The following is a 22,610-nucleotide window of genomic DNA, read 5'->3' on the forward strand; positions in this document are numbered from 1 at the left end:
TGCAAAAGGTTTCGGGATGGAAGTATATGCTTATGATGTAAATCCTAATCCATCCTCAATGATTCAAGAAAATGTTACACCTATCGGAACGGCGGCCGAGATTTTCAGTTCATGCAACTTTGTTTCATTGCATGTACCATCAACACCGCAAACCAAGGGCTCTATTAATTATGATCTATTAAAACTTTTGCCCAAGAATAGTATTTTAATTAATACCGCAAGATTGGATGTGATAAACGAAGCTGATATAATTAAAATTATGGAAGAAAGAAACGACATTTCATTTGTAAGTGATTTCACACCTAAAAATGAATCTGTTTTTAAAGAAAAATTTGCAGATAGATGTTTTTATCCAGTGAAAAAAGCAGGAGCTCAAACTGAGGAAGCAAATGCAAATGCAGGTATTGCAGCTGCACGACAAATCATAAACTTTTTTGATAAGGGTGACCTTACTTTTAAAGTAAACTGATTGAAATAAAATTTCAAAAACAAATTAAAGCGTCCGATTTAATCGGACGTTTTTTTATTATCTTATTTTTAGTGAAAATCGATTTCTTACCTTTACAAAAAAAATTAATGGCAACTATAAAACCTTTCAAAGGCTACAGACCAAAACCTGAATTTGCAACACAAGTTGCTTCCAGACCTTATGATGTTTTAAGCAGCGAAGAAGCAAAAGAAGAGGCAAAAGGAAATGATAAAACATTTTTACATGTATGCAAACCTGAAATTGATCTTGATTCATCTATTGATCATTACGACGATAAAGTTTATGCAAAAGCAGTTGAAAACTGGAATCGTTTAAAAAGTGATGGAACGTTTCTTCAAGATAAAAATCCATGCATGTATGCATATCGTCAAATCATGAATGGACATGCACAAATTGGTCTGGTTGCAAACAGTAGCATTGAAGATTATTTTAATGATGTAATAAAAAAACACGAATACACAAGACCTGAAAAAGAAAATGATCGTATTCGTCATATGTATGAATTGCAATGTCAACCTGAACCGGTTTTTTTAACCTATCCCGATGTTGCAGAATTAGATGAAATGATGAATGGTGTAGTAAGCAAAAATCCTGTTTATGATTTTAATGCTGAAGATGGAATTCAACATACTTTTTGGGTAATTGATAATGCAGAAACAATTGAAAAGATTGCTACTATTTTTCAAGAACAAATTCCTTTTACATATATCGCTGATGGACATCATCGCAGTGCAGGTTCTGCTAAAGTAGGCAAACGCATGGCTTCTGAAAATCCAAATCATACAGGTAATGAAGAATATAATTTTTTTCTTAGTGTGATTTTTCCTGCAAGTCAGTTGATGATTATGGATTATAATCGTGTTGTAAAAGATTTAAATAATCATTCACCGGAACAACTATTAAATCTTGTAAAAGAAAATTTTGATGTAACCCTTATTGGCAAAGAAATTTATAAGCCTGCTAAGTTGCATGAGTTCAGCATGTATCTCGGTGGGCATTGGTATAAACTTTCTGCAAAGTCAAATACTTATAATGATAATGATCCAATTGATGTATTGGACGTAACTATTTTATCAAATCATTTTCTTGATCCGCTTTTAGGAATTAAAGATCAGCGCACTGATACAAGAATTGATTTTGTTGGTGGAATTCGTGGTCTTGGTGAATTACAAAAAAGAGTGGATAGTGGCGAAATGCAAATTGCAATTGCACTCTATCCTGTTTCAATTCAACAACTCATAAATATTGCTGACTCAGGAAATGTGATGCCACCAAAATCAACATGGTTTGAACCCAAATTACGCAGTGGATTAGTAGTACATTCCTTTTAAAAATAACATAATGAAATTTGCAACAAAAGCGATACATGCAGGTGTAGATCCTGACCCTTCTACCGGTGCGATAATGACACCAATTTTCCAAACATCTACTTACGTACAAAATGCACCGGGTGATCATAAAGGTTATGAATATGCCCGCACACAAAATCCAACAAGAGATGCATTGCAGAAAAATCTTGCGGCATTGGAAAACGGCAATTTCGGAATTTCTTTTTCCAGTGGACTTGCGGCGACAGATGCAATTATAAAATTGCTAAGTCAAGGTGATGAATTAATTTCTACCAACGATTTATATGGCGGCACTTATCGTGCATTCACAAAAGTATATGCACGTTTTGGTTTGGGATTTCACTTTGTTGATATGATGAAAGTTGAAAATATTGAACAGAAAATAAATTCAAAAACAAAAATGCTTTGGGTAGAAACACCAACTAATCCAATGTTAAATATTGTGGATATAGAAGCAGTTTGTGCATTGGCGAAAAAGCATAATTTATTAGTTTGTGTGGACAATACTTTTGCATCTCCTTATTTGCAAAATCCACTTGACTTTGGTGCAGATATCGTAATGCATTCCGCTACAAAATATATCGGTGGACATAGTGATGTGGTTAGTGGAGCTGTTATTGTAAAAGATAAATCACTTGCAGATCAATTGTATTTTATTCAGAATGCAAATGGTGCTGTTCCCGGTCCGCAAGATTGTTTTTTATTATTGAGAGGAATTAAAACATTACATCTTCGAGTGCAGCGCAGTTGTGAGAATGCAGAAAAAATTGCACGCTATTTAGTTACACATCCAAAGATTGAAAAAGTGTATTGGCCGGGATTTGAAAATCATGCAAATCATGCAATTGCAAAAAAACAAATGCGTGGTTTTGGTGGTATGGTTTCTTTTAGTTTAAAGGGTGATAATTTCGATGAAGCAAAACGCATTTTATCATCTACACATTTATTTGCATTAGCAGAATCACTGGGTGGAGTTGAATCATTGATTGGGCATCCCGCAAGTATGACGCATGCTTCTATTCCAAAAGAAGAAAGAATGAAAACCGGTTTAGTTGATTCTTTAATACGATTAAGTGTTGGGGTGGAAGATGTAGAAGATTTAATTGCAGATTTACAACAAGCATTGCGGTAACTTTATATTATGGACACACAAACATTAGCGCTAATTGCAATGGCAATCGGACCTGCAATTGCCATCATGATTTATTTTTATGCAAAGGATAAACATGAGCGTGAACCCTTCGGAATTTTGCTGGTCAGTTTTTTATGGGGATGTTTCAGTGTAGTTCCTGCAATAATTTTAGAATCTATTTTACCGGGAATTATTCCCGGAAGTGGTGGCAGTTCTATTATCTCTGTTGCCATTTACACATTTGTTGTAATTGCATTTAGTGAAGAATTATCCAAATTTATTTTTCTGCGCTATTATTCTTACAAAAAAAGATCTTTCAACGAACCATTCGATGGAATTATTTATGCCGTAATGGTAGGAATGGGTTTCGCTACTGTTGAAAATTTATTATATGTTTTTGATTCCGATACATTGGGTTCCGCATGGAGTACTGCCGGGTTAAGAGCTTTAACAGCTATTCCCGCACATGCCACATTTGCTGCAATTATGGGATACTATGTTGGCCTTGCAAAATTCAGTAAAACAAATGAAAAAGGTTATTTATTGCAAGGGTTATTATTAGCGACTGTACTACATGGTTTTTATGATTTCTTCTTATTTCAAAATCTACATGTAGGACTTTATATCGGTGCAGCGATATCATTAATACTTGGAATCCGGTATTCAATGCGTGCAATAAAAATGCATAATACCAAATCACCTTTCAATGAAGAAAATATAGCGGCAGAAACTGAAGAAGTAATTACGACTTCTTATGAATCACCATTCAAACCCAAAGGTTGACAAGTGATGCATTAAAAGAATTTTTAGATTCTAAAGTTTTGCTATATAATAATTCGGATTTTATAATTAATGATCCGATAAGTATTCCCCACCAATTTCAGAAATTACAAGATATTGAAATTATGGGATTCTGGACTGCTATGCTTGCATGGGGACAACGTGTTACTATCATCAATAAAGCAAAAGAATTAATTGCACTTATGGATGGTGCGCCGCATGATTTTATTTTGAATCATCAGGAAACTGATTTGAAAAGATTTTTAGAATTTAAGCACCGCACTTTTAATGCAACCGATACATTGTATTTTATTCATTTTTTCAAAAATTATTATCAGCAACATCACAGTTTGGAAGATGCATTTCTCTGCAAAAATTATATGAAAGAATTAAATACAGAAAAGATGCTGATGCATTTTAATCAAACATTTTTCAGCTTACCCGATTTACCGCATCGCACCAAAAAACATGTGAGTTCACCTGCAAGTAAAAGCTCTTGCAAACGCTTAAATATGTTCCTGCGATGGATGGTGCGCAATGATAATACTGGTGTTGACTTTGGTGTTTGGAAAAAAATTAAACCCTCACAACTTATTTGTCCTCTGGATTTACATGTGGATCGTGTGGCAAGGAATATAGGATTAATTACACGTAAACAAACAGACTGGCAAACTGCTTTAGAATTAACAGACAGACTAAAAGAAATGGATGCAAAGGATCCTGTGAAATATGATTTTGCTTTATTCGGATTGGGTGTAACGGAAAAAATGCAATAATTTGTTTTTGAAAATGGAAACGAATACAAACATATTTCAAAAGGTTATACAGCATATTTCTCAGCAGACAGATATTGAAACTGATGAAAATAAAATTGCTGAAATAATTACTGAAGAACAAGCTTTACATGCACTAACTCAAATAATAATATTTCTGATAGATACCAATTTTGAAAAACTGCTTTGGATATTATACCGCATTGATGTGGACGAAGCAAAACTCAAAAGAGTATTGAAAGAAAACAGTCCCGTAGATGCTCCATCAATTATTGCTCAAATGATAATTGACAGAGAAAAACAAAAAGAAAAATATAAATCGGAGTTTAAAAACAAATCTGATGAAACAGATGATTTATTACTGTTATAGCTTTTCCTAATTCTTTACAAACTTACCTGTCTGCATCACTCCTTTATCTGTAAAAATTCTATACGTATAAATTCCGGCGGAAAGTTGTGATAAATCTATTTTCAATTCAGTAGATAATTTTTCACTTCTATTTACTAATTGTCCATTCATATTATAGATTTCAACAAATGCAAATTGAATTAACTGACTTTTAATAATCAGATAATCACTGACCGGATTCGGATAAACTAAAAAATCAAATTGCTGTATAGGAGAATCATCCACATCAAGAATTAAATCACCATCTGCATCTACCCGGAAAATATAAATATCACGTTTGTTTTCCGGTGTATTCCAATCATAACGAGTGGTTAGAATAAGGGCACCACCATCTTGTAATGCAAGCGTAGCATAAACAACAAAATTTGCACCGCCATCAATATATCCTTCATAAAGGATATCACCATCCGAATTAAACTTCATTACACCAATCGGATGATTTATTTCTTCATAAAAAATAGCGATAGCTTCTCTATAGGTTGAATAACTTAACCATATATTATCACCATAACTATTCAATGTATTTTTAGCTTGTATGATACCCATTGTATCAATGGTGATAAATGATTCACTTAAAAGACTCAGATTTTTATCTCTGAATTGAATAATCAAATCAGTATAAGTATCACCCTCTGTACCAAGCTGATTTAGAAAAGGCAATACATACCTTTCTGATTCCGGCAATGGTAGAACTTCTCTAAGTGAGATAGCAATTACATCTTCAATTACATGAGTAGAATTTATCAGCATAGCAGCAGTGTCAATATAATAAGCCTTCTTGGTGTACATAAACATGATCAATTCATTACCATCAAAATCCATAGATAGTTTTGAAGGTCCAAATCCAGTAACAGTATCAATTAATAACTCTTCTGTTATTTCAAAATCCGTATTTAATTTATATAAAAAGTCGTCGATTGTATTTTCTGAAAATCCTGCAAGAAAAAAAGTATTATTTACGAAATACAAATCACGAACATATTCAGAAATATCAGGTCTCCCTGCTACATAACTTTGAATATACTCAAAATCACTATTGTATTTCAACACATAAGTTTGATTCTCATTAAAATTATATGTGTCTTCACAATTACCATAAGCATAATAATTACCTAAATCATCCTGAATAATTGAGAAGAAGCCTTTTAACATATATTGTGGATCTACAATAATTTCTTCATCACTCAAAACTTCTCCATTTAAATTAAAATGAGAAATATAATATTTGGATTGATCACCACAATCTTCAGTACGGATTATTATATATGTAGAATCATTATACTGCGCAAGGGCTGCACTTTCATCTACACATTCATCTCCAATAATGAGTGGCCAACTCTGACCAAATGTGTGGATAGAATTAATTGAAATAATAATTGCTAGTAAAAATAATTTGTTCATATAGTTTTTTATTCAATAATTGCTATACATTCGTAATTTGCATAGTAGATAATAATAATATAATTCCAATGTGTATCTGAACCATAGTCAACCAAGAAATCATAATCAATGTCCATTGCTTTTATTACTTTACCGGTTGGTAAATAATAATTAGCCCAATATAGTGATGCATCCCTCACTTCAGTTAAATCTGAGGGAGTAAGGCAATCTGTATCATAATAGTAAAATAAATCATTTGGTGGAGTCGATCCGGACAAGCGATTATCCCAAACGTATGAAACATTATAATAAAACTTTGTGTAACCGCTATTGCAAGTAGGGCTGGAATACCCACATGGCAATTTCTGTTCGATCCTATCACTACCATCCTTCAATCCATCAAAATCCCCTGGACTATAATCACATTTGCCATCATCATTCATAGGATACCAATAATCAAATTCATTAAAATCACATGCACCAGTTGATCTTTCTGTAGAAATCGGAGAAGGATAGGCGGTAATTAATTTAGCAGATATTGAAATATTTTCTACTCCTATTTCCTTTACAGATAAATCACAAATAACAAATAATGAAGTATCTGAAATTTTTGAGTTGATAAAATCAAAAAGATCTGTGTACGATTCAACATAATTTTCAAAAGCTATCAAGTCCGACTCTACTTTATTGATACTAATTTCAAATGAATCGGAAATCAAAAATTCAAATTCAAACTCCTCACTATAAAAATCATAATTTAAGGTGGCTTCTAATAATTGATTTGTAGATTCAACATTTAAATCTTCACCGGATTCTAAACGAAAAGTTGTGGGGTTATCGTGAATAGAAGATAAGGATTTTGCTCGTTGAATTAATTGATCCAATTCAAAATTTTCTTCTATTGCAGTTTTCTCTATAATTTCTTTGGTACAGGAAGCTAAACTCAAAACAAATAAAAATATTATAAAAAGTTTACTTGATAAAATTGAGTTAAACCAGACTAATTTGGTGTTTGGTGTTTGGTGTTTGGTGTTCATTATAATGAATGTAAAGATTTATGAATGTAAGCAAATTTAATAAAATTAATTTTAATATCCAACTGAATTTTTCAAATAATAAATTCAAAAACAATTAAATAATGTTGAAAACATATTGAATTAATAAGCAAACTAAAAGGCTAATAGATAAAAACTTTTTTTCTGCCTATATTATTTCTAATGGTAATTATATTGTGTTAAATATTCCGATTTATAAATCTACCCTATCCATTCTCTCACAAAATAAAAACACAATTACAAAATATTTTGGAAACGTTGATGAAGAACTGATTAAGTGCTAATTATTTACGTCTCTAAAGATATGTATTCCTAATTATTCTTTACAAACTTACCTGACTGCATCAATCCTTTCTCTGTAAAAATTCGATATGTATATATTCCAGATGAAAGTGATGATAAATCTATTTTCAATTCAGTAGATAATTTTTCATTTCTATTTACTAATTGCCCATTCATATTATAGATTTCAACAAATGCAGATTGAATTAACTGGCTTTTAATAATCAAATAATCACTTACAGGATTTGGATACACTAAAAAATCAAATTGCTGAATAGGAGAATTTTCCATATCAAGAATTAAATCACCATCTGCATCTACCCGGAAGATATAAATATCACGATCAGTTTCCGGGTTAGTCCAGTCATAACGACTAGTTAGAATGATAGCACCACCATCGGCTAATGCCAGCGCTGCATACGCAATAAAATTTGCATTCCCATCAATATATCCTTCATGCAATATTTCACCATCGGGACTAAATTTCATTACCCCAATAGGATGATTTATTTCTTCACTAAAAATTTCGATAGTTTCCCGATAAGTCGTAAAACATAGCCAGATATTATCATCCAAATAATTCAAAGTGTTCTGAGCTTGAATAATACTCATTGTATCATTTGAAATTAACGATTCATTTATTAGATTTAAATCCTTATCTCTGAATTGAATTGTTAAATCCTTGTTACCAAACGGTACTCCGGGTGGTACTAAATATGGCATTACAAATCTTTCAGATTCCGTTAAAGGCATAACCTCTCGCAAAGAATAGGCATTAACATCTTCTATAAAAAAAGTAGAATTAATCATTAATGTAGATGTATCAATATAATACGCCTTCTTTGTGTACATAAACATAATTAACTCATTGCCATCAAAATCCATGGCTAATTTCGATGGTCCAAAAACAGCGACCGTATCAATTATCAACTCATCAATAATATTAAAATTTGTGTCTAACTTATACAAAAAATCTCCTGATGCATTTGTTGAAAAGCCTGCAAGAAAAAATGTATTATTTACGAAATACAGATCACGAACATATTCAGAAATATCCGGCCTCCCGATAGTATAGCTCTGCATAAACTCAAAATCAGAACTATACTTTAACACAAATGTTTGAGACTCACTCAAATCATCTATTTCCTTACACATTCCATACGCATAATAATTGCCTGATTGATCCCGAGTAAATGAATAAATTGCATCAAGGCGACAAGTCGGATCTTGAATAACTTCTACATTATTCAGAATTTCTCCATACAAATTGAATTGTGTCAAATAAAAATCACTTTCTAATCCGATGGATTCCCTTCTAATTATATAAAATGATGAATCGTTAGCACTCATTATTACGCTACTTTCATCCTCATATTCAGTGGCAATAACTAAAGGGAAACTCTGGTTATATGCCTTAACATAGAAAAAAGAAATGACTGCTATTACTAATAATCTCGTGTTCATAGTTTTCTATTCTGTAATGGCTATACAATCGTAATTTGCATAATAAATAAATGCCAAATAATTATATGTAATATCTGAACCACCTGAAGGTATTAAATCAAAATCTATGTCAATTGACTTTATTACTTTCCCAGTAGGTAAATAATAATTAGCCCAATATAATGCTGCATCCCTGACTTCCGTTAAATCCTCAGGTGAAAGGCAATCAGTATCAAAAAAGGAAAATACATCATTTGGTGGATTAGATCCTGACAGAAATCCCTCGTAAGTCCAAGTAACATTATAATAAAATTTTCTATATCCACTGCCGCATGTTGGACTTGCATAGCCACACGGTAATTTCTGTTCGATCCTATCACTACCATCTTTTAAGCCGGCAAAATCACCTGGACTCCAATCGCATTTACCATCATCAAATAAAGGATACCAATAATCAAACTCTGTAAAATCACATACGCCGGTTGATTTTCCTGAAGAAACCGGAGAGGGATAGGCGGTAATTAATTTTGCAGATATTGATATGTTTTCTACCCCTATTTCCTTTAATGATAAATCACAAATAACAAATTGGGAAGAATCAGAAATTTTTGAGTTGATAAAATCAAAAAGATCTGTGTACGATTCAACATAATTTGCAAAAGCTATCAAGTCCGACTCTTCTTTATGAATATTAATTTCAAATGAATCGGAAATCAAAAATTCAAATTCAAAATCCTCACTATAAAAATCATAATTTAAAGTAGCTTCTAATAATTGATTTGTAGATTCAATATTTAAGTCTTCACCGGATTCTAAACGAAAAGTTGTGGGGTTATCGTGAATAGAAGATAAGGATTTTGCTCGTTGAATTAATTGATCCAATTCAAAATTTTCTTCTATTGCAGTTTTCTCTATAATTTCTTTGGTACAGGAAGCTAAACTCAAAACAAATAAAAATATTATAAAAAGTTTACTTGATAAAATTGAGTTAAACCAGACTAATTTGGTGTTTGGTGTTTGGTGTTTGGTGTTCATTATAATGAATGTAAAGATTTATGAATGTAAGCAAATTTAATAAAATTAATTTTAATATCCAACTGAATTTTTCAAATAATAAATTCAAAAACAATTAAATAATGTTGAAAACATATTGAATTAATAAGCAAACTAAAAGGCTAATAGATAAAAACTTTTTTTCTGCCTATATTATTTCTAATGGTAATTATATTGTGTTAAATATTCCGATTTATAAATCTACCCTATCCATTCTCTCACAAAATAAAAACACATTACCAATACAATTATTAATTTCAAAACAGTGCCTGTAATAAATCCAATAAAAGAACCCCATGCACTGCGCATTGCTTTATTTGTGTCTTTATAATCATGTAATAGTTCACCGAAATATGCACCTGCAAATGGACCGAGAATTAAACCAAATGGCGGGAAAATAAAAATGCCTGCAATGGTTCCAATCAATGCACCACTTTGTCCATACTTTGTACCACCAAATTTCTTTGTTCCCAATTTCGGAATAAAATAATCTACAACTACCATTACGATAACAATAGCTGCCCAGATAATTAAAAACCAATTGCTGAAATCACCATACTTCGATAGATGCAATAAAATAAATCCAAGATAAGCTACAGGCAAACCGGGAAGAATTGGCAACACACTTCCTATTACACCTATCAGCATACAAACAATTCCGAGTATCAGCAATACTATATCCATACGCACTTTTTGTTACAAAGCGTCAAATTATTATATTTTAACTTAGCGACGCTAAACCAATAATAATTCTAATGACAAAAACAAATGATCTCACATTAAAATCGTGGATACCCATAGAAGCAAACAGCGATTTTCCAATTCAAAATTTACCATTCGGCATTTTTAAAAACAATGGCAAACATCCAAGAGTGGGTGTTGCAATTGGAAAATATGTGTTGGATTTATATGAACTGAATAAAGCTAATCTCTTACAAGAATTCGATTTAACTGATTCCATATTAGAAAATTATTTTCTGAATGATTTTATTTTATTAGGTAAGAAAAAAACAAGTGCAATCAGAAATAAAATTGCAGAATTACTTTCTGAAAACGATAATTTTCAGACCGAAAGGACAACTATTAGATACCGATAATGTTACTCCGATTTTTAGCGAAAGCAAGCAATTGGATTTTGAATTGGAAATGGCTTTTATCACTTTCGAAGGCAAACAATTAGGTCAACATATTACAACCGAAGAAGCCGATGATTATATTTTCGGAATGGTATTATTTAATGATTGGAGTGCAAGAGATATTCAACGTTGGGAATATGTTCCCTTAGGACCCTTTTTAGGAAAAAATTTCGCAAGCAGTATGTCCCCCTGGGTAGTTACACTTGATGCATTAGAACCATTTCGTATTGCAGGTCAGCAACAAAATCCTGAAGTGTTACCTTACTTACAATTTAAAGGCGCAAAAAATATTGATATAAAATTGCAAGTAGATATTATTCCTGAAAATAAAATTCCAACAACGGTTTGTACAAGTAATTTCAAATATTTGTATTGGAATATGGAGCAGCAATTAGCACATCAGACTATTAATGGATGTAATATTAAAGCAGGTGATGTGTATGGTAGCGGCACTATTTCCGCACCCGATCAATATGGATATGGTTCGATGTTAGAACTTACATGGCGGGGAACAAAACCCATGAGATTAAGTGATGATACGGAGAGAAAATTTATAAATGATAATGATACGGTAATTATGAAAGGCTGGTGCGAAAAAAAATCTTTACGAATAGGTTTTGGAGAAGTGCGGGCAAAATTATTACCCGCTTTATAATTACAACAAAAACAATTTATGCGCATAGTTCCTTTAGAAATTCCGGTACCAAAACGTCATCAATATTTATTAGGTGCAATATCACCACGACCAATTGCTTTTGCAAGTACAATGGATAAAGATGGCAATCCAAATCTTGCTCCTTTTAGCTTTTTTAACTTGATGGGAAGCAATCCACCTATTGCTGTTTTTTCTCCTGCTTTAAGTGGAAGAGATAAAACAACAAAAGGAACTCTAGATAATATTTTACAAACAAAAGAAGTAGTTATCAATATTGTGAATTGGAAAATGGTTCGGCAAATGAGTTTGGCAAGTGCACCATTTGCAAAAGGTGTAAATGAATTTATTAAATCCGGACTTACACCAATTCCATCTGAATTAATAAAGCCATTTCGTGTAAAAGAAAGTTATGTGCAGTTTGAATGTAAAATGCGGGATGTAATTAAAACAGGAACGGAAGGAGCTGCGGGAAATATTGTTATCTGCGAAATTATTTTAATGCATATTGATGATGCCGTTTTGGATGAAGAAGGAAAAATTGATCCCTATAAAATGGATTATGTAGCACGTATGGGTGGCAGTTTTTATAATCGGGTTATTCCTGAGAGTATTTTTGAATTAACACAACCAAAAGATGCTAATCATATTGGTGTGGATGCGTTACCTGAATCAATACGATTGAGCAAAGTACTTACAGGAAATAATATTGGTCAATTAGGAACATTGCCTGCGTTGCCTGATGAAACAGCAATAAAACATTTCTTAGAATCGCATAAAGAATTAATTGCTAATCTTAACAAAGATGAAACTGCAATTCATATAGCAGCAAAACAATTGTTGCATGAAAATAAAGTAGAGGAAGCTGTTTGTTTGCTATTAGCGCATTACCAAAAGCTATAATAAAAAAAGCCTGCATGATCATCCGCATGCAGGCAATATTCAAACCCGGTATTTAACAACCGAATTCTAATAATTTATTATTTACAACAAATCATTCCATTATCACAGAATACATTTAATTCACTTACTCCATTAGCTAACGATTGCACAACCAAATCTACTTGATGATTAGTTGTATTTAGTTTCTGATTCGCTGATAATGTACCAACTATACAGCTTGTAATTTCACAAATAGTATAGAAGATATTTTGTAGTTGTAAATTCATCCAAAACACTTTTTAATGTTGAACAATAAATTTTTCCTGCCAAGAAATTCCATCCATTTGTACCACTGCGATATACATTCCATTACTCAACTGCTTTGTATCGGAAGCAATGCTAGAGTTCCCATTAATGATTGTGCTTTGATATAATTTCTCACTCACTTTATTTCCTGCAATATCAAAAATTGAAATCACCACATCCGTTGGATTTTCTAAATACAAATCAATAGTTATATAGTTATCCGCAGGTGATGGATATAAATTAAAGCGAGTATTTATTGATGGAGAAAACTCTTCTTCAGAATAATTTTCAGTATCAGCCAAGCGCACTTCATCCGGATCATAATCACTTACTTCACATGGGTCAATCCATGCTGTAAGAGTAGCGCCACTTAGCGCAGTAAATCCAGGATTTAATTGGATATAATAACCGGATTCAAAAGTTACAGAAGCGGTTGTATAAATTGTAGTTGTACAATCCAATAAGAAGTCATCAAAAACCAAAGTTGAATTTTCAATACCATAGGTAGCATCTGCATAACCAATACTTACAAATGATCCACAAATACTTGCTCTGTCGAATGCGGTAAATTCGGTAACACCAACGGCCTGCCATGCCTGACCAACAGAAATTACTTCTTGCGAGCAACTTCCATATAAATCTATTGCCGATTGTATCCATGCATTGCGTGCTATAATATACCCATCACTTCCATCTAAATATTCCATCATTGCTTGCCATGCAATACATCTTGCAGCATTCCACCCGATACCATCCACATAATATTCTATACCATTATCGTTCGTACCTGAACCACCTTCACTCAATAAATAAAACATGTGATTTTGTACAGAACTATTTGTATGCACACCACCATTATCATCCCCATCTAATGATGCCCAATAGGATCCAAAATAGGTATCAGGATCATTTACATCATTCGGATTAATAAAAGAACGATTGGGTCCGGTGGTCATGTCTTCACCATGCAACCAAGTCATTTCTCCACCTTCAATATAATGTTCCACCATCTCACCAAAAATATCTGCAAAGGATTCATTTAATGCACCTGATTCTTCTGAATAATCCAACGCATCGAAATGCGCATATTCCACTATTCCATGTGTGTATTCATGCCCTACAATATCAAGCGGATTATAATCATCCAATGTACCGGTTTCACAATCACTACCTGCACCAAAACTCAAGTTGTCGATAATGTTTGTATAGTTTGCATTACCACAATAAGGCTCATCATCATCATCCGTAAAATAGGTTTTATTATTAAATATATCTATTAATCCCGATGAGCCATCAAAACTTTCATGACCATACGTTACATCAAAATATTTAAATGCTTGTGCAACTGCCCATAAAGAAGTCATCACCATTTTGGTGGAACCACTGGTGTACCATATATTATCATCACTGCATTTTAAATAATCTTCTCCATAATCAAATGCATCATAACTTGCCGAATAATAACTTCTGATTTCTGTTCCAGCATTGCAATCATTAATGGAAAAGTATTTCGTGACATCATCACCTGAGATATCACATTCTTCTGTTCTGAAATCTGTATAAACAGTTCTTGTTCCATTGTAAGTAGTTTCATAAGATGTAGAATTACAATTATATTCCAATTCTCTTGTTCTGATTAATTCTCCTGTAACCGCATCTATGTAAACATACTTTGCAATCTGCGGAATTTTTGCAAACACATACATCCGATATGCAAGTGTATAATTATTCGCAATGGATTCTTCTCTTGCATTTCTTTTTACGATTAATAATTCCGGTGTTGGATACAATGTTGCGTCCGGATCATTTTTTTTCAATTTAAAATTTGCTTCTGCAATAGAATCTTGCCACATATACTTTTTAGCAGGGAAAGCAGCAAGTGTTGTTTTCACAGATTGCTCAGGAGTAATTAAAGGATTTATATCCATATTTAATCCTTCTACAAAATCACCATTTATTAAATGCAATTCACCATTGCGTTCATGTGCATATTGTTCCACACCTTCCACTCTTATCCCTTTATAATATTGCGCATATTTATAATGTTTATTTCCTGCAAGGTCTGTATTTGTTTTAAAAATACTCAAAGCATCATCACCACTCATATTCAATAAATCGGGAGCCTGATTAAAAATATTATCTCCTTTATATGGAGTGCCTTTCTTAAATTCAATCCAGCCAAATTTACTTCCCGGTTTTACAATGGATTCATATTTATTGTCCGGAATAAATTGTTGTTGCTGGGCATTTGTTATAGCTGAATCCAATATCATAGATAGAGCTATAAATAGATATAACGTTTTCATAATTTTTATTTTTTAAAAAACATTACAATTAATTATTTTCTGCCTGCAACTCATCAATTTGTTTCTGAAGTTGTATGATATATAAAGTGAGTTCTTCAATTTTTTCCATCATTACTCTTTGCATTTCACCAACTGCTAATCCATCTGTTTCAATTTCTTTTGCAGAAGGCACACCGGGTAAATGTTTATTCAATTGAATTGATTTTTCAAGATCATATAAATTCATCAATTGATGATTTTCGCCAAACACATAATCCGGCCAGCTCTCACTTAATTGTACTTTTAATTCCTCGCATATTACTTTTCCATCAACAGCCAAAAGATATCCTGTTGCCGCAGCATCAGATGCACCAATATGAACATTGCCACCTGAGTAACACATGTTCACATTACCTCCATCATTATTTAAATACAGCGTTGATGTTGCTCCATTATTTCTTGCGATAATTTCATTATTATCAATCACTATATTGGAAGATGTTAGTGTACCTATTGTTAAAAATCCCTTTGAAGAAAGTGATGCATCATCACCATTTTCCAGATGGACTTTACCATTAAAATATCCGGCCCATTGATTTACACCTCCTGTTGTTGTTCCATACACGCCGAATGCATCACCTGCTGAAGAAGAAGCAGTACCATAAATACCATAAGAATCACCACCGGCTCCAAGAGATTGGCCATAAACACCATAACCTGTTTGTGCGCCATTGGCAGAAGAACCTTTTATTCCTATTTGTCCACCTGAAGAAAAGATTCCTGTACCATAACCAAAATTATAAGTGTTACTTACTGAGACAAGATCAAAGTTTGTGGTACCGGAACCTGTCCAGGGTTTTGTAACCTCCATTACGGTGCTTGTACCAGTTGTTTCCACATCAAGTTTTGTAGAAGGAGAAGTGGTTCCAATTCCGATATTACCTGTATTGTCAATTACAAATCTGTCGCCACTATTATAAACCCGATATTGATTTGTTGCCTCATCAAAATACATCCAGGCTTTTGGGGTACCACTTACGGCAAAACCATAAAGCGGTTTTCTACCTGAGGTGCCATCCATATTGATATACATGCCACCATATCCTGTTGTGTTTAATGATTTTACTACAAAGTTTGCACTGCCAACCATTGAAGTAGTATTAATTCCAACATTGCCGGAATTATCATAAATAGTTGAATTTCCTATAGCAGTGGAAGAAGTGAATTTTGGAATATAACCTGTAGTTCCACTTCCTGAAACACCCGCACCTCCGACTCCGCCTGCAGTAGATTGCGTAGTGCCATCCATAAATTTTATTGAATTTACATATACTTCATTCCACCTTTTTGTCAGAGAACCAAGATCTAAAGTGTTATCAGCATTTGGCACTAAATCCCTATTAATCGCTGTGCCACTTGCAGATAAGTTTGATAAACTTGTATTCGCACCTTTTGTAGAAATGGCAGTCCAATTTGAACCATTAAAATAATAAAAACCGGCGGTTGAATTTGTTTGAAAAACCAGTAATCCGGTAGCCGGTGAAGCAATTGCATCACGTTCAGCCTTAGTCATACGAGAAATTAAAACTCCTTTAGTGGTGGATGAAATATCCAACAAGGAGGAAGCATTAGGAGTAGTTGTTCCGATACCTGCACTGCCTGTTGAGGGGAAAGTATTGGTTTGGGAAAAAAGTGCTAATTGGGAAAACATTAGAATCCCGCAGAATAATGTAATTAAGCTTTTCATAGTAATTTGTTTTAACTGTTAAATATTTGAGTTTGAATTAAAGGCAAAGAAACTCTGCTTCGTTATTAGCTGAAAGGAGAAAATATTAAGATTGTAGCAGCAAGTTCTTTAAAATTTGAAGTGTTCGATATTTAGAGATTACTATAAAATCAGTATTTTTAAAAATGAATAACACCTTGTTACAAGTAGCTTTAAAGAAGCTCAGTAAACAGCAATTAAAGCGATTTGATGACTACTTGAATTCACCTTACTTCAACAAGAAAAAAACCATTCTGGATTTTTGGGAATTTTTAAACCCTTTTGCTCCCGAATTTGATATTCCTGAAGCAGAAAAGGAAGCTGCGTATTTCTCTGTTTTTAAAAAACCCTATAATGACAGCAACTTTAGAAATTTATGTTCAGACCTATTGCAATTGCTTTTGGATTATTTGATGATTGAAAATTTCGAGTCCACTGAATTTGCTAAGCAAGAATATAAATTGAATGCATTAATTAATTTAAAACTTATTGACTTGCTGGAAAAACAACTGAATAGTATTCAAAAGCAATTCGCTGTTTCCAATCTTCAGTATAGTCAAAAATTACGGGATAGACTTTGGATAAATGATTACAAAAAAAAATTAGCGATTTTACAGAATCGCACACAGTTAGAAAAGACAAGTGCCGATATTTTAAAAATAACAGGCAATGAACAGTTAATGGACTTTGCAATTACAAAATCATTTATAAATCTTATCAACTATCACAAGGCAACACAAATTAATGATGAACCATTTGAATATGAATTGGCAAAGAAGTTATTTCAGATATATGAAAATGGATTGTGTTCTGAAGATAAGTATGTAAATATTTTCTATATGCTGGCACAACTCATTATTTACCATAACGAAGAATATTATTTACCGCTAAAGCAACTAATTACAAGCGACGATGCAATCACTAATATTGCAGATAAAGAGAATATTACAATTGGTATGCTGGCTTTTTTAAATGAAGTAGTTGAAAAAGATAGTTTGCGTTGGCGCATTGAAATTTTTGATATTTATGATTATCGTTTACAGAATAATATCTGGAAAATTCACGGCGAACTTGCATATACTTCATTTAAAAACACCATTGAAAACGCTTTGGCATTAAACAAGCCGGATTATGCAAAATCTATTTTAGAAAAATACGCAGCTCATGTACATCCAGACGTCCAACAAGATGTTACAAACCTTTGCACAGCATTTATTGCCTTCTATGAAAAAGATTATGAAAAGGCACATGCATTATTAATACCTATACAAACAGAAAATATTATGATAAAATATGAATTGCGTATTCTGCAATCCATGATTTATTTCGAGAAAAAAGAATATCTCACTTTACTATCTTACATAGAGAGTTTCAAGCATTTTATTACCTACAATAAAGCACTAATAGAAACTGTAAATCATGTCAATGCAATTAAGTATTGTCAGCATCTTACACAACTCACCAAACTTAAATTAGATCCGGAGAAGAAGAATTTTTCTAAATACAAAAGTGCCGTGGAGTCAGATAATTTCCTTTTAAAAGAATGGATTTTGCAACATCTTAACGAATAATAATCATTCCCACTTCGGCAATTCCTTTGCTTTATTTTTCTTCTTGCGATTATATTCAATAGGTACGATCACCGATTCATAAAACAAACTGATAGGATTAAAAATAGTGGGCGCCATTTGTGTGGTGTCCACATGCGTTTTTATACCAGGAATAAGCCCCATAGTAAATTGTGGTTCTGCCATACGCATTGCCAAAAATGCATCTTTAAAATCTTCACGTTTGGGCCAGGGATAAATTTCAACTGTATTCAGAAAAACGGTATCTCTGTCGAGTAATACACCAATGCTTGTAATAATATCTGTGATGGTATCAGGTACAATAAAAATGCGTGGCTTATATCCCACCGAACTAAAACGCAGTGTATCGCCAACTGCAACCACTAATGAAAAAAAACCCTGCGAATTAGAAGCCGCTCCACGATACGAATTCATAATTTCCACGGTAGCATAAGGTAAAGGGTATTGATATTCCTTGTCGATAATTACTCCCGATAATTGTGTTAACCGCCTTTGCGCCTGCGCTTCTGATATTGTAATCAGAAAAACTACAATTATTAAAAGATATCGGAATAAATGTGTGCGCATATTCTGTTTTCCATTTTCCCAAAGAATACCATTTTTTGGAAAGTAAGTGTTTTAAACGATTAAATAAAGATAAATCATATCTCCTTTCAAAAATCATTTTTAACCTTGCTATAACATTTTACCTTTGAAAAAAAATAACGATGGAAAAAGATATTAGCAATCTACGTTTGAGTTATGAAAAAGAAAGATTTGATAAAAGTGATGCAGATGCTTCACCAATTCAACAATTTTCAAAATGGTTTGACATGGCAATGCAGCTTGGTGAATTAGAAGCAAATGCAATGATGCTGAGTACAGTTTCTGCGGAAGGAAAACCATCATCAAGAATGGTATTGTTAAAAGAATTCGGAACAAGAGGTTTTGTTTTTTTTACAAATTATAATAGTCGCAAAGGAAAAGAAATCGCAGAAAATCCAAATGCGTGTATCACATTTTATTGGTCGCCTTTAGAAAAACAAGTGCGCATTGAAGGTGTGATAGAAAAAGTATCAGAAGCAGAAAGTGATGCTTATTATTATTCACGTCCGCATGGTAGTCAGGCCGGTGCAATTGCATCAGAACAAAGTAGCGTAATTGAAAATAGAGAACTGCTTGAAAATAAATTTATAGAAATTGAAAAGCAGGAAAAATTAAAGCGACCGGAAGATTGGGGAGGCTATTTATTAATTCCAAATGCTATTGAATTTTGGCAGGGAAGAGCAAACAGATTACACGATAGATTGCGATATACATTACTTGAAAACGGTGAATGGAAAATAGATAGACTTTCCCCTTAATGAAATTGTGTTTTTGGGTGCAAGCTGTTATTTAGAGGGGAGAGTCAAAACATTTACCGAAGAAGGAAAGTCATCACTATCAAAATAAAACATTACTAAATTTCTTTAGGGTTAACTAACTTTTTATTTTTGTTTGTCCATTGTCCATTGATTAAAATTCTATTTTTTGTTGCAATCCATTTTCTATAAGTGAATTATTTTTTTTAATAATATCCATAAATGTATTGCGTGGAATTTCTTCTGCACCCATGCTTTCTAAATGTGCACTATGCACTTGACAATCAACTACTAAAAATTGTAATGCTTTTAATTTTTCTATTAATGCGATGAGTGCATACTTAGATGCATTGTTTTGTATTGAAAACATACTTTCGCCGGCAAATATTTTTCCTATAGCCACACCATATAATCCACCCACTAATTCTTTTTCTTTCCACACTTCTACGGAATGCGCATATCCTTCTTTATGCAATGCAATATATGCATCTATAAAATCCGGTGTTATCCAAGTGCCTGCATCATCCTTTCTATCCGCTATTGCACAATTAATAATTACCTCTTTAAAACATGCATTATAGGTAACACGAAATGCATTATGTTTAAAAAGTTGCAGCATGCTCTTAGTAATTTTCAACTTATCCGGAAATAAAACAAAACGTGGATCGGGTGCAAACCAAAATGGAATTTCCTCTAAAGAATACCATGGAAAAATTCCTGAAGTATATGCTTGTACTAATCGCTCAACAGACAGTGTTCCGCCGGCAGCAAGCAAACCATCTTCTTCAGCAAAATCAGGATTTGGAAAGGGAGAATTTTCTTTTTGAATAAAATAAATCATTACTCAATAGTGGCACTGATACCTCTTTCGCTTAACGCTGCCCGCATCGGCCGAAGCGATTTCATTTCACCGTGCTTCACTGCATATTTACCTTTGAAATGAATAATAAAAGCACATTGTTCGGCTTGCTCCCAGGTGTGTTTGCAAATATCCACTAAGGATTCAATTACCCAATCAAAAGTATTTACTTCGTCATTGTGAACTACGAGCGTACGACCAGTTACTTCTTCCGTTAACAGATCAATATCAACTAATTCTTTGGTAAATACTTTACTCACAGTGCAGGAATTTTTACAAATTTACTTCGGATATCTGCAAACAGAAAATTTTTAAACAAGATGAATATAGAAAACACACAGAAAGTAGCTCAACAGAAAGTACTCAATCAACTGCGCAACCCCTGGTATTTCAGATTTTTTCTGCTGATGAAAATGCCCATAGCACTCATTTCCGGATTGCGCATTCGGCATATTGACAATCATTCATGCACATGCTCCATCCCTTATAAATGGTTTACTCAAAACCCATTTAAGTCATTGTATTTTGCATCGCAAAGTATGGCTGCAGAAATGAGCACAGGAGCATTGGCTATGATGAAAATTCAGGGAAATCATCCGGGTATATCTATGTTGGTTTTAAAAATGGAAGGTCAGTTTCATAAGAAAGGAACACAACGCATTTATTTTACATGCAATGCAGGTGATGCAATTGAACAAGCAATTCAGCAAGCTGTTGACACAGGTGAAGGTGTGAGTGTGGATGTACTTACTGAAGGCAAAACCGCCGATGATATTTTAGTAAGTACTTTTAAATTTACATGGACATTTAAAGTAAGATCAAAATAACAGAATGAAATACATTGCCATTATATTTTCAATAAGTATATATTTTGCTGCATGCAACAGACCAACTGCAGAAGAAAGAAAAACAGAAACACCGGAGGAAAAAAATGTAGTTATCAGCAATGATGTGCAGGCGAGAATTACAGCAGAAAATCCATTTGAAAATCAGCCGAATGAATTTTGTACTATCATCCGCAAATTAGAAGTATCACAATATGCACCTAACCTCAGTGAAGAAGAATTAAATGCATCTCCGCATCCACCAAAATATTGTTTGCTGGATATCTGTTTGGATGATGATGAAACTTCTGTTCACATGATAAATCTGGGTGATGAAAAAGAACAGATTATGACTGCATATAAAGTGATTACATTATTTCCCTCAGCGGATTCGGCGAGAGTTTATGCAACGCAATATAAAATTGTGGATGTAGTGGTGAATGAATAATTAAGCTTCCTGAAATTTTACAAGTCTTAATACATCACTTGCCTGTTCGCAAAGCACAGCAACTTTTCCTCTCACAGCAATTGGTGATCTGATAATTTCCGGATTGCGGTTTATGATATTCAGAATGTCTTCCCGATTAAATTCTTTACCTCTTAAATTTTGCTGATAATACGGATGTGCTTTGTTTAATAATGTTTTTGGATCAGGATCGCCAAGCATTGCTAAAAGTTGTCTCCAGATAGTATTTGATACCGGCGAGCGAGTGTATTCCACTTCATGAATATGAGGCGTGATATCTCGGGCATACGCCAATACTTTTTTCGCATTTTGATGTTCAGGATTGTAGTAAATAATAATTTCATTATTCGGAGTCTTCAT

The 22,610-nt window shown here is 33.1% G+C and carries 22 protein-coding genes and 1 pseudogene (1 of these 23 running past the window's edge); 12 read left to right on the forward strand and 11 right to left on the reverse strand.

Annotated elements, in window-relative coordinates:
• The 6 genes from IPN31_02925 to IPN31_02950 form a co-directional block, all read left to right on the forward strand.
• Positions 1-469: the 3' portion of a 3-phosphoglycerate dehydrogenase gene (locus IPN31_02925; GenBank protein MBK8680854.1), read on the forward strand. Its footprint begins 452 nt before the window's first position; 469 of the gene's 921 nt are visible here — the last part of the coding sequence; its start codon lies beyond the left edge, outside the window; the stop codon is at positions 467-469.
• A gap of 107 nt (positions 470-576) precedes the next feature.
• Positions 577-1,821, forward strand: coding sequence for a DUF1015 domain-containing protein (locus IPN31_02930; protein ID MBK8680855.1), 1,245 nt, complete (start codon positions 577-579; stop codon positions 1,819-1,821).
• Between the two features lie 10 nt (positions 1,822-1,831).
• Positions 1,832-2,971, forward strand: a complete 1,140-nt coding sequence (locus IPN31_02935; GenBank protein ID MBK8680856.1) for a cystathionine gamma-synthase — start codon at positions 1,832-1,834, stop codon at positions 2,969-2,971.
• Between the two features lie 9 nt (positions 2,972-2,980).
• Positions 2,981-3,754, forward strand: a complete 774-nt coding sequence (locus IPN31_02940) for a PrsW family intramembrane metalloprotease (GenBank protein ID MBK8680857.1) — start codon at positions 2,981-2,983, stop codon at positions 3,752-3,754.
• Complete coding sequence (locus IPN31_02945; GenBank protein ID MBK8680858.1) at positions 3,751-4,527, forward strand: TIGR02757 family protein; 777 nt, start codon at positions 3,751-3,753, stop codon at positions 4,525-4,527. The genes IPN31_02940 and IPN31_02945 overlap by 4 nt, the downstream gene beginning before the upstream one ends.
• A 13-nt stretch (positions 4,528-4,540) precedes the next feature.
• The gene (locus IPN31_02950; GenBank protein MBK8680859.1) at positions 4,541-4,894 is read left to right on the forward strand and encodes a hypothetical protein; all 354 of its coding nucleotides are present in this window, start codon (positions 4,541-4,543) and stop codon (positions 4,892-4,894) included.
• Positions 4,895-4,900: 6 nt separating this feature from the next.
• Here IPN31_02950 and IPN31_02955 read toward each other — a convergent pair whose 3' ends face one another.
• The 5 genes from IPN31_02955 to IPN31_02975 form a co-directional block, all read right to left on the reverse strand.
• A complete protein-coding gene (locus IPN31_02955; protein ID MBK8680860.1) occupies positions 4,901-6,334 on the reverse strand; it encodes a T9SS type A sorting domain-containing protein in 1,434 nt (477 codons plus the stop codon).
• 8 nt (positions 6,335-6,342) lie between these two features.
• Positions 6,343-7,260 carry a hypothetical protein gene (locus IPN31_02960; protein MBK8680861.1) on the reverse strand — a complete coding sequence of 306 codons (918 nt, stop codon included), beginning with the start codon at positions 7,258-7,260 and terminating at the stop codon, positions 6,343-6,345.
• Between the two features lie 420 nt (positions 7,261-7,680).
• Positions 7,681-9,114 (reverse strand): T9SS type A sorting domain-containing protein, encoded by a 1,434-nt coding sequence (locus IPN31_02965; GenBank protein MBK8680862.1) that lies wholly within the window; start codon positions 9,112-9,114, stop codon positions 7,681-7,683.
• A gap of 6 nt (positions 9,115-9,120) precedes the next feature.
• Entirely contained in the window at positions 9,121-10,038 is a 918-nt protein-coding gene (locus tag IPN31_02970) for a hypothetical protein (GenBank protein ID MBK8680863.1), read from the reverse strand.
• A gap of 309 nt (positions 10,039-10,347) precedes the next feature.
• On the reverse strand, positions 10,348-10,830 hold the full coding sequence (locus IPN31_02975; GenBank protein ID MBK8680864.1) for a DUF456 domain-containing protein: 483 nt from the start codon (positions 10,828-10,830) through the stop codon (positions 10,348-10,350).
• A gap of 71 nt (positions 10,831-10,901) precedes the next feature.
• On the opposite strand from IPN31_02975, the pseudogene IPN31_02980 reads away from it, so the two are divergent.
• Positions 10,902-11,937: pseudogene (locus IPN31_02980) on the forward strand (fumarylacetoacetate hydrolase family protein).
• An 18-nt stretch (positions 11,938-11,955) separates the two neighbouring features.
• Positions 11,956-12,837, forward strand: coding sequence for a flavin reductase family protein (locus IPN31_02985; GenBank protein MBK8680865.1), 882 nt, complete (start codon positions 11,956-11,958; stop codon positions 12,835-12,837).
• Between the two features lie 278 nt (positions 12,838-13,115).
• On the opposite strand, the gene IPN31_02990 is transcribed toward IPN31_02985, so the two are convergent.
• Entirely contained in the window at positions 13,116-15,428 is a 2,313-nt protein-coding gene (locus IPN31_02990; protein ID MBK8680866.1) for a M4 family metallopeptidase, read from the reverse strand.
• Between the two features lie 28 nt (positions 15,429-15,456).
• Positions 15,457-17,154, reverse strand: coding sequence for a hypothetical protein (locus IPN31_02995; GenBank protein MBK8680867.1), 1,698 nt, complete (start codon positions 17,152-17,154; stop codon positions 15,457-15,459).
• A 164-nt stretch (positions 17,155-17,318) separates the two neighbouring features.
• Here IPN31_02995 and IPN31_03000 point away from each other — a divergent pair, with 164 nt between their 5' ends.
• Entirely contained in the window at positions 17,319-18,743 is a 1,425-nt protein-coding gene (locus tag IPN31_03000; protein ID MBK8680868.1) for a hypothetical protein, read from the forward strand.
• A gap of 3 nt (positions 18,744-18,746) precedes the next feature.
• On the opposite strand, the gene IPN31_03005 is transcribed toward IPN31_03000, so the two are convergent.
• A complete protein-coding gene (locus IPN31_03005) occupies positions 18,747-19,328 on the reverse strand; it encodes a carboxypeptidase-like regulatory domain-containing protein (protein ID MBK8680869.1) in 582 nt (193 codons plus the stop codon).
• A 140-nt stretch (positions 19,329-19,468) separates the two neighbouring features.
• On the opposite strand from IPN31_03005, the gene pdxH reads away from it, so the two are divergent.
• Positions 19,469-20,104 carry a pyridoxamine 5'-phosphate oxidase gene (gene pdxH / locus IPN31_03010; GenBank protein ID MBK8680870.1) on the forward strand — a complete coding sequence of 212 codons (636 nt, stop codon included), beginning with the start codon at positions 19,469-19,471 and terminating at the stop codon, positions 20,102-20,104.
• 151 nt (positions 20,105-20,255) lie between these two features.
• Here pdxH and IPN31_03015 read toward each other — a convergent pair whose 3' ends face one another.
• A complete protein-coding gene (locus IPN31_03015; protein ID MBK8680871.1) occupies positions 20,256-20,942 on the reverse strand; it encodes a leucyl/phenylalanyl-tRNA--protein transferase in 687 nt (228 codons plus the stop codon).
• On the reverse strand, positions 20,942-21,220 hold the full coding sequence (locus IPN31_03020) for an ATP-dependent Clp protease adaptor ClpS (protein MBK8680872.1): 279 nt from the start codon (positions 21,218-21,220) through the stop codon (positions 20,942-20,944). Before IPN31_03020 ends, IPN31_03015 begins: the two co-directional genes overlap by 1 nt.
• Before the next feature lie 60 nt (positions 21,221-21,280).
• Between IPN31_03020 and IPN31_03025 the strand changes: the two genes are divergently transcribed.
• Both IPN31_03025 and IPN31_03030 read left to right on the forward strand, forming a co-directional pair.
• Positions 21,281-21,787, forward strand: coding sequence for a DUF4442 domain-containing protein (locus IPN31_03025; protein ID MBK8680873.1), 507 nt, complete (start codon positions 21,281-21,283; stop codon positions 21,785-21,787).
• 4 nt (positions 21,788-21,791) lie between these two features.
• Entirely contained in the window at positions 21,792-22,232 is a 441-nt protein-coding gene (locus IPN31_03030) for a hypothetical protein (GenBank protein MBK8680874.1), read from the forward strand.
• Here IPN31_03030 and IPN31_03035 read toward each other — a convergent pair whose 3' ends face one another.
• Positions 22,233-22,610 (reverse strand): glutaredoxin, encoded by a 378-nt coding sequence (locus IPN31_03035; protein ID MBK8680875.1) that lies wholly within the window; start codon positions 22,608-22,610, stop codon positions 22,233-22,235.

It is taken from the genome of Bacteroidota bacterium (genome assembly GCA_016715425.1).
In the GTDB taxonomy this organism is placed as follows: Bacteria; Bacteroidota; Bacteroidia; order Chitinophagales; family BACL12; genus JADKAC01.